Origin of the sequence: Dietzia sp. B44 (assembly GCF_014145245.1) — a bacterium.
GTDB lineage: Bacteria > Actinomycetota > Actinomycetes > Mycobacteriales > Mycobacteriaceae > Dietzia > Dietzia natronolimnaea.
In genome coordinates, this window is the sequence record NZ_JAALEF010000040.1 from 1 (window position 1) to 8,839 (window position 8,839).

Sequence of the window (8,839 nt, forward strand, 5' to 3'; positions counted from 1 at the left end):
GCGGCTTGACCGGCGCGCCGAGCTTCGCCTCGGGCTCGCCGACCACCTCGATCACGCCGTCCGAACCCCTGGTGAGGATCGGCGCGCTGGCGACCCCGACCATCCCGAGCTTCTCGGCGCGCTGCGCCAGGACCTCCGCCGACCGGGCTCGCTCGTTGGACGCCTGGAGTGCCTCCATGCGTTCGACGAGCTGGACGTTGGCGTCACGCGCGTTCTTGAGGTTGTAGGTGTCCTGGGTGGTCTGCGCGGACAGCAGGAGCGTGCCGCCGACGCCGGTACCGATGAGGAGGAGCATGACGACGACGAAGGGGATCCTCCCCGCGAGGTCGGCGGGACTCAGCCGTTCCGCGGGGACGACCACCGTCCGGCGGCCCCGGACAGAGCGGGTGACCGGCTTCCGGCGCAGTCCCACGGCCCCGACGCCTCTGACCGGCTCGGCGCCCTCGGTGGTGGTGCCGCGCCGGGTGTCGAGGTCGTCGGCGGGATCCGACGTGTCGATCGTGCTCGTCATGGGGTTCTCCCGTCGATACGCCGGACGCAGCGCACCCGGACCGAGGCCGAGCGCGGGTTGTGATCGATCTCGGACTGTGAGGCCTTCTCCGCACCGCGGGTCACGGCCTCGAACTCGGGACCGTGTCCGGGCAGTTCCACCGGCAGACCCGCCGGGGTGCGCGAGGCGGTCCGGGTGGTCAGTTCTCGCTTGACGATCTTGTCCTCGAGCGAGTGGTACGCCATGAACACCGCCCGCCCGTCACCCCTCAGCAGGTCGAGGTACCCGGGGACCGCGTTCTCCACGGCCTCGAGCTCGGCGTTGACCTCGATGCGCAGCGCCTGGAAGACACGTTTGCCCGGATGCCCACCGGTGCGGCGGGCGCCCTGCGGGATGGTGTCGTAGAGCAGCTCGACGAGCTGGGCGCTGGAGGCGACCGGATCTGTCTCACGGCGACGCACGATCGCGGAGGCGATCTGACGCGCGAACCGCTCCTCGCCGTAGACGCGGAAGATCCTGGCGAGGTCGTCACGCGGGTAGTCCGCCAGGATGTCGGCGGCGGTCGGGCCGGTGGTGGGGTCCATCCTCATGTCCAGCGGGGAGTCGACCGAGTACGCGAAACCGCGCTCGGCCACGTCGAGCTGCATCGAGGAGACCCCGAAGTCCAGCAGCACGCCGTCGATCGCCGGGCCGGCCGCGTCCCTCGCGTCCTCGGGGAGGCTGTCCACGATCAAATCGAAGTCGTCGAAGCGGGCGTGCACGGGAGTGAACCGGTCCCGGTAGGCGGTGAGTCTGCGGGTGGCGATCTCGAGGGCCTCGGGGTCGCGGTCGACCCCGACCACCCTCAGGTCGTCGAACTCGGCGAGGAGATGCGAGGTGTGACCGCCCAGACCCAGCGTGCCGTCCACGATCACCGGGCGACGGCCTTCCGCGGCCGCGGAGTCGACGACGGGCCGGAAGAGTTCGAGGGTGCGGTCGAGGAAGACGGGGATGTGACCGGACCGGGCAGCCGCGCGGTCGGAGTCGGGCTCTTCCGCCATGTCGCCTCCCTCGCGTCCGGATGTCATCGGTGCTCCGGTTGTGGTGGAGCCCCCTGGTCCCCGTCCGGTACCCACCTGGCGTTGGGGAAGTACGTCAGGGTGGTGCCGGGCAGGGGCCGGGGGGCTCCGTCCGTCGTGCAGTCGTGCTGTCGTTCCGTCGTGCTGGTCCGTCCCGGGGATCAGAACTCGATCCCCAGCGAGGTGCCCTCCATCTCGGAGAACACGGGGAGGTTCTCCGCGCTGTAGCGGTCCCAGGCCTCGGCGTCCCAGACTTCGAGACGCTCTCCGAGGCCGTTGACCACGCAGTCCTTGCCGAGGCCCGCGTAGTTCCGCTGACTCGCCGGAATGGAGACCCGTCCCTGCGAATCGAGTTGTTGGACCTCCGCGCCGCTCACCAGGAGCCGGAAGAACGCCATGTGCCTCTCACTGAGGTTGGCGGTCGGCCGGACCTTTCTGACCAACGCGTCGAACTCGCGTTCCGGGAAGACCGAGAGCGTGTTGGTGAACCACCCACACACGACCACCCCGTCGGCCAGGCCAGGCCTGAATCTGGCGGGGATCGTCAGCCGCCCCTTGTCGTCGAGCTTGGGACGGTGCGTCCCGTACCCGACGAAGGCTCGTTCACGCTCGGAGTCGGTGGGATCGGTGTCGGTCACCCGCCACCTCCTGGGTTCAGGCCCCTTCGAGCTCCTCGCGTCCCCCACTGTACCCCACAACGCCCCACAAACAAGGCCTGTGCCCCACTTCTCCCCACCCACTTACATCTCTGCAGTTCAGAGCACCCTGTTGACCCGTGACCAGCTGGAGAACCCGCCGGGAGTCACGCCGGAGACGGCCACAGTCGGCGAACAGATGTGGTTCCTGTGACTATTTCACACCCTAGGGGCGAATGATGGGCCCCCGGTGGGGCGAAGTGGAGAGCCGGGGGGCGCACGGTGGGGCGCGCCGACGCAGGGCGACCCGGCATCACCGAGTTCCCACGCGGCCGAGACGCTCGCCGCCGAAATAGGCGGGAGGGGCGAGCGCGGATGCGCTCGCCCCTCCCGGGACGTGATCAGTCGTTCTGGCTACTGCTCGAAGCGACGGCGGAAGCGATCCTCCATGCGAGAGGAGTAGCTCTGGCCCTCGGCCCCCTTGGTGGACGCCTTACCCGTACCCGGCACCCGGGCTCCGCCCGCGGAACCGGCCGACGACGACGCCTTGGACGGCACCGCGCGCATGGCGAGCACACCCGCCGCGAACATCACGAGGAAACCCACGAGACTGAGGACGGGAAACCCGCCCGGTTTGAAGTCGAGTGCCAACCCGCCCACGAGGAGCGCGACCCCCACGAGACCGAGGATCACCACCAGCCCGGCAGGACGGCGGCCACCGGTCCCACCGGTCTTTCGAACAGACGACGCGAACTTGGGGTCGTCGGCGTAGAGCGCATTCTCGATCTCGTCGAGCATGCGCTGCTCGTGCTCTGACAGGGGCACTTCGACCTCCTTAGAACGCTCGCGGTTACGAGCTCGGCCGGCTCGGCCGTGTGACGTCGACCGTCTACGGGGATCAGCCGGTCAAGGGTTGACTCCATCATACGAGCGCGACGCGGTGGTGACCACCGGGATTCCGAGTACGCGGCAGAAGCCCGGTCCACAGGGCGTCCTCGACCTCACGCCGCCGGACCCAGTACTCCCAGCCGCTCGTCGACCAGGTCGAGGAAACGACCGACAGCCCAGAGGAAGTCATCCGCCATGCGGGGTGTGACCGTTCGGGGGAGCCCGTCCTCCACGGCGGCCGCGAGGGCCGAGTAACCGCCGAAGGCGGAGGCCCATTCCGCCAGCTCGGGAACCTCTGCGGCGAGCCGGTGCCACACATCGGACGGGCCCCTGCGACGCGGCCCCGGGGACAGGAGCGCCGCCGCCGCCGAACGCGCCGCCCGGTAGGACTCGAGAAACCGCTCGGCGGGTGACGACGCGGCCAGCGCCCGGCCCCGGTGGACCTCGGCACGACCTGCCCGACCGAGGGACCCGAGGCCACCCCCGCCCGGCGCACGAACTGCGGTTCTCGACGCCATCTCCGCTGCACCTCCCCTTCTGGACCCCACGGTATCGGCGGGGTACGACACAACTGGAGGTCGTGAACGCGCGCACGTGATGAGATGGGGTGGATGGACACCGTGATCACCAGCCTGGACGCCGGGGAGTTCCGTGACCGACTGCCGGAGGCGCTCGGTGTCTACGTCGACGCCATGGGGTACCCGTCCCAGGTGATCCGATCCCGCGCCCCCGCGTGGATGGAGCACAGCCACCGGGAGGGCTGGTCCGGGGTCGCGGCCTTCGAGGCGCCGCGTCGGCGCCTTCTCGGTCACGCCCGTGGGCCCCTGGTCGCCATCTGTTACGGCTACCGGGGCTCACCCGGCCAGTGGTGGTACGAGCAGGTCGCGCGAGGGCTGCGAGAACAGGATCAGCGCCTGCCGACGGACTACGTCGAATTGACGGAGCTCCACGTCTCCCCCCGCTATCAGGGGCACGGCATAGGCACTGAGTTGCTCCGCAGGTTCCTGTCCGGTCGCACGGAGGGATCCGTGTTGCTCTCGACCCCCGAGGTCCCCGACGAGGCCAACGGGGCGTGGCGGTTGTACCGGTCGATGGGCTTCTCGGATGTGCTCAGGGCCTACAGGTTCGAAGGCGACGCCAGGCCGTTCGCCGTACTCTCGCGGTCGCTCCCCCTCACCCAACACGGAGGCCCGCGTGAACAACAGTCATGACGTCGTGGTGATCGGTTCCGGTCACAACGGCCTGGTCTGCGCCGCCTATCTCGCGCGGGCAGGGCTCGACGTCCACGTGGTGGAGAAGGACACCGTCCTGGGCGGCGCCACCTCCACTGTCGAGCGCTACCCCGGGCACCGCACGGATCGTGGCTCGTCGGCCCACCTGATGATCCGGCACACCGGCATCCCTGAGGAGCTGGACCTGGCCGCCCACGGGCTGAGGTACGTGGACTGTGACCCGTGGGGTTTCGCCCCCGCCCCGCCGGGCAGCGACGCCCCGCCCATCGTCTTTCACCGCGACCTCGACGAGACCTGTGCGAGCATCGCCGCCGCCTGCGGGCGGGCGGACGCCGACGCCTACCGCGGGTTCGTCCGCCGGTGGGAGGTCCTCGCCGGGCGGATGATGAAGGGGTTCAGCGTTCGCCCCACGGCTCCGCGCCTGGGTTCCGCGTTCCTCGGACGCGACGATCTCCGGGATCCCTTCGGCACGGTCCAGACCTTCCTGTCCTCCGGGGATGCGCTGCTCGACCAGACCTTCACGTCCGAGCGGCTCAAGGCCGCCCTGTCCTGGTTCGGCGCACAGTCCGGGCCGCCGATGTCCCATCCCGGCACCGCGCCGATGATCGGCTTCGCCGCGCTCATGCACCAGACCCCTCCCGGCCGTGCGATCGGCGGGTCGGGCGCTCTCGCCGACGCTCTCGTCTCCGCCGTCCGGGCCGGCGGCGGATCGGTCACGGCGGGTGCCGGAGCGACGGCGATCCGCCGCTCGGGGGCCGGTTGGCGGGTGGATACCGCGGGGGGCCCGTCGTTGCACTGCTCGGCCGTCGTCGCGGCCTGTCACGTCCACACCACGCTGGACCTCCTGGCCCACGAACTCCCCGCGGCGGGCCTCGAGGCCTGGCGCCGCAGGATCCGTCCGGGGTTCGGGCTGGGGATGGTCGTCCGGCTGGGTACGACGGATCTGCCCCGGTACCCGGGTGTGCCCACGACCACCAGTGCGCACGGTCTGCAGTTGCTGGTGACGGACCGCCGTCGACTCGACCACCGGTACGGGGTCGCCGCGGCCGGCGGGCTCGACGCCGATCCCGCCGTCCTCGCCATGAGCTTCAGTTCGCTCGACCCCTCGCTGGCGCCGGCGGGTCGGCACGAACTGACACTGTGGTCGCAGTGGCACCCGCGGCACCTGGCGGACGGGCGCTCCTGGTCACAGGCGGGTCCGGGTGAGGCGGACCGGATCATCGCGGCCGCGGAGCGGTTCGCCCCCGGGCTCACCGACTCGATCGTCCACCGTCACGTCCAGACACCGGAGGACCTGGAGACCGAACTCGGCCTGATCGGCGGCAACGTGATGCACGTGGAGATGTCCCTCGATCAGATGCTCCCCATGCGGCCCCACCCGGATCTGGCCGGGCACACCGTCCCCGGCGCCGACGGCGTGTTCCTCGCGGGCGCCTCCACCCATCCCGGCGGGGGTGTCATCGGCACCAGCGGGAGGACGGTGGCGCGGCTCGTCGGTCGCCGACTCGGCACGTCGACGCGGCGTCGGCGCCGCACGCGGGCACAATGACGACCGTGATCGAACCGAGCACCACCGCGACCAGCCCCGTGACGGCCGCACACTCCCCCGCGCGTCGCCGGATCACGGGCGTCACCGCCCTGGTGACGATGCTGTTCGTCCTCACCGGGTGTCTCCAGCTGAACGCCCAGATGAGTGTGCGGAAGGACGACACCGTCTCGGGTCGCATCCTGGTGGCCGGCGACCAGCCGGCACAGGCGGCCGCCCTGGACCGGCTGTCCACTCCGTCCGGCCTCGAGCAGAAGGTGCGGATCACCGCCTACTCCGCGGACGGCTTCACCGGCAGGGAGATCTACTTCACCCAGTTGACCTTCGCAGAGGTCGACGCGCTGTCCCTGGCCATCGAGGTCGAGGGGGCGAGGCCGTACACCCTGGGTTTCCGCCGGAGCGGCGACACGGTGTCCTTCACCGGCTCGGTGGACCTCTCCGGAATACCGGCGGACCGGGCGGATTCCGCGTCCACCCGGGTGGACCTCACGTTCCCCAACCGCATCGGGGAGACGAACGGCACGCTGGGTGGGGGTAACTCCGTGAGCTGGACACCGGCGCCGGGGTCCATCACCCGGATGCAGGCGTCGTCGTCCTACCCGGATCCGGCGACCCGCGGTTTCGCGGTGTGGATGATCGTCGGGATAGGCGCCGCTCTACTGGTGTCGATCGGGACGATCCTGGCCGCCCGGACCTCGCGGGCCCGGTCGGACCGACTCGTGCGCTGATCTCACGGGGAGCCGGCGGGGCGCACGGACCGCGGGAGCACCGCCTCAGGCCCTGGTCGCCCCGACCCCCGGGGACGGGACCATCGACAGGTTGGCCAACACCTCATGCGTGGCACGGGAGAAGTTGAGGGTGTTGAAGTGCAGGCAGGGCACGCCCTCGCCGATCAGACGCTCACAGAGTTCGGTGGCGAACTCGATCCCCACCTCGCGGACCGCGGCACGGTCCTCCTCTGGCCCGTCACCCGCCGCCGCGCGCAACCGGTCGGACAGGCCGTCCGGGAGGGCGCACCCCGACAGCTCCACCATCCGGCGGACCTGACGGAGGCTCGTCACGGGCATGAGCCCGGGGATGATCGGCTTGGCCGCCTGCTCCGGGTCCGCGACCGCGAGACGGTCCCGGAGACGCAGGTAGTGTTCCACGTCCCAGAACATCTGCGTGATCGAGTACTCGGCGCCGGCGCGCAGTTTGTTGAGCAGGATCTCGGTGTCGTGGTCCAGGTCCCGCGCCCGGTAGTGCCCCTCCGGGAAGGACGCGACACCCACGTGGAAGTCCCCGACCTCGTGGATCAGTCGCACGAGCTCCTCCGCGTAGTGCAGACCCTCGGGGTGCGGGGTCCAGTCACCCAACGGGTCCCCGGGGGGGTCCCCCCGGAGGGCGAGGATGTTGGTGACACCGACGTCGGCGTACATCTGGATCATCTCGCGCAGTTCGGCGATCGTGTGCCCCACGGCCGTCAGGTGGGCGATGGGCACCAGGTCGGTCTCGCTGACGACCCTCTCGACGACCCTGACCGTCCGGTCACGGGTGGACCCGCCGGCCCCGTAGGTGACGGACACGAACGCTGCGCCCAGTTCGGAGAAGACGGAGGCGGCCCGCCAGAGACGTGCCTCCGCGGCCTCGTCCCGGGGTGGGTAGAACTCGACGGAGAAGGGCACCCTGGGGGTGCTCGACGAGGCGATCCGGTCCACGATGCTCGGGTGTCGGTCGCCGCCCGCTGGGTCGATGTCGGGTAGCTGGGTCACCGGACCAGGGTAGCCCGACACGCGTCGGTGCCGACCTCCGCCCGGCGACTAGGATCACGGTATCGAGGGCTGCCGGGCGGCGGCGCCCGGAAGGGATGGTGACCGTGGTCACGGCGACTCGTCCAGACGACGGAGAGCGGATCCTCGGCGCCCTCCGCCGCCATCTCGACGGACGGCGCCGGGTCGTGTCAGGGGTCGACGATCGGGTCGACACCCTGGCGGGCCTGCTCGCGGACTTCGTCCTCAGTGGTGGCAAACGGATGCGGCCCCGGTTCGGCCTGGCGGGATGGTCGGCGGTGAACCCGGCGGACGCCGTCGTCCCGGACGAGATCGTCACCGCCTGCGCGGCACTCGAGCTGATCCAGGCGTGCGCCCTCATCCACGACGACATCGTGGACGCCTCCGACACCCGTCGCGGCCGACCCACCGTCCATCGCTCGATCGAGGCGGCCCACCGGGGACTGGGATGGTCCGGGGACCCCGCCCGGTACGGGGTCTCGCAGGCGATCCTCGTCGGAGACCTGGCCCTGACCTGGGCGGACGAGATGTTCGTGACCTCGGGCGCGGATCCGGCCGCACTCGGCCGGGCGCTCGCGCCCTGGTACGCGATGAAGACCGAGGTGCTCTCGGGTCAGATGCTCGACATCCTCGCGGAATCCTCCGGTGCGACGGACGAGCTGACGCCGGCCCGGATCAACCGGTTCAAGACCGCGGCGTACACCGTCGAGCGGCCGCTCCACATCGGTGCCGAGCTCGCCGGGGCCGGCGCCGACACCGTCGCGGCGCTCCGCGAGTTCGGTGTGGCCGTGGGGCAGGCCTTCCAACTCCGCGATGACATGCTCGGTGTGTTCGGTGACCCCGAGGTCACGGGCAAGCCGTCCGGGGACGACCTCCGTGAGGGCAAGCGCACCCTCCTGTTGGCCAGGGCGACCGCCCTGGCACCGACCGGGGACTCGGATTTCCTGCTCTCGGTCCTGGGCACCGACCTCGACACCGACGACCTCGAGCGGGCTCGCCGGATCCTCGTGGACTCGGGGGCGGTCGCCTCCGTCGAGGCGGAGATCGACACCCTGACCGTGCGGGCCCTGGACGCGATCGGTTCGGACGCGGTGAGCGAGCACGGCCGGGTCACCCTGCGCGACCTGGCCGAGGCCGCCACCCGTCGTCGGGCGTGACGATGGCACCGGGCCCGGCCCCGGGGGCCGTCACGCCCACCTCGTCAGATCCGTCGGCGCGGTC

The 8,839-nt window shown here is 70.8% G+C and carries 10 protein-coding genes; 4 read left to right on the top strand and 6 right to left on the bottom strand.

Annotated elements, in window-relative coordinates:
- The 5 genes from ftsL to G6017_RS01695 all read right to left on the bottom strand — a co-directional run.
- Positions 1-511 (bottom strand): cell division protein FtsL (gene ftsL, locus G6017_RS01675; RefSeq protein ID WP_524536229.1); only part of this gene is annotated, 511 nt, incomplete at its 3' end.
- A complete protein-coding gene (gene rsmH, locus G6017_RS01680) occupies positions 508-1,530 on the bottom strand; it encodes a 16S rRNA (cytosine(1402)-N(4))-methyltransferase RsmH (RefSeq protein ID WP_179525059.1) in 1,023 nt (340 codons plus the stop codon). The genes ftsL and rsmH, both read right to left, overlap by 4 nt.
- Positions 1,531-1,709: 179 nt before the next feature.
- Positions 1,710-2,186 (bottom strand): division/cell wall cluster transcriptional repressor MraZ, encoded by a 477-nt coding sequence (locus tag G6017_RS01685; RefSeq protein ID WP_179525058.1) that lies wholly within the window; start codon positions 2,184-2,186, stop codon positions 1,710-1,712.
- A gap of 411 nt (positions 2,187-2,597) precedes the next feature.
- On the bottom strand, positions 2,598-3,008 hold the full coding sequence (locus G6017_RS01690) for an SCO2097 family morphological protein (RefSeq protein WP_179525057.1): 411 nt from the start codon (positions 3,006-3,008) through the stop codon (positions 2,598-2,600).
- A 176-nt stretch (positions 3,009-3,184) separates the two neighbouring features.
- The gene (locus tag G6017_RS01695) at positions 3,185-3,589 is read right to left on the bottom strand and encodes an SAV_6107 family HEPN domain-containing protein (RefSeq protein ID WP_179525056.1); all 405 of its coding nucleotides are present in this window, start codon (positions 3,587-3,589) and stop codon (positions 3,185-3,187) included.
- Positions 3,590-3,682: 93 nt separating this feature from the next.
- On the opposite strand from G6017_RS01695, the gene G6017_RS01700 reads away from it, so the two are divergent.
- From G6017_RS01700 to G6017_RS01710, 3 genes are read left to right on the top strand one after another with little or no spacing between them, the layout of a single operon-like run.
- Positions 3,683-4,282: a GNAT family N-acetyltransferase gene (locus tag G6017_RS01700; protein WP_179525055.1), complete on the top strand. Its 600-nt coding sequence runs from the start codon at positions 3,683-3,685 to the stop codon at positions 4,280-4,282.
- Positions 4,266-5,852, top strand: a complete 1,587-nt coding sequence (locus G6017_RS01705; protein ID WP_182615601.1) for an FAD-dependent oxidoreductase — start codon at positions 4,266-4,268, stop codon at positions 5,850-5,852. Before G6017_RS01700 ends, G6017_RS01705 begins: the two co-directional genes overlap by 17 nt.
- The gene (locus G6017_RS01710; RefSeq protein WP_179525053.1) at positions 5,849-6,577 is read left to right on the top strand and encodes an LppM family (lipo)protein; all 729 of its coding nucleotides are present in this window, start codon (positions 5,849-5,851) and stop codon (positions 6,575-6,577) included. The genes G6017_RS01705 and G6017_RS01710 overlap by 4 nt, the downstream gene beginning before the upstream one ends.
- A 45-nt stretch (positions 6,578-6,622) precedes the next feature.
- Here G6017_RS01710 and metF read toward each other — a convergent pair whose 3' ends face one another.
- On the bottom strand, positions 6,623-7,600 hold the full coding sequence (metF, locus tag G6017_RS01715) for a methylenetetrahydrofolate reductase [NAD(P)H] (RefSeq protein ID WP_182615602.1): 978 nt from the start codon (positions 7,598-7,600) through the stop codon (positions 6,623-6,625).
- Positions 7,601-7,695: 95 nt separating this feature from the next.
- Between metF and G6017_RS01720 the strand changes: the two genes are divergently transcribed.
- Entirely contained in the window at positions 7,696-8,775 is a 1,080-nt protein-coding gene (locus G6017_RS01720; RefSeq protein WP_182609693.1) for a polyprenyl synthetase family protein, read from the top strand.
- The last annotated feature ends 64 nt before the right edge of the window (positions 8,776-8,839 follow it).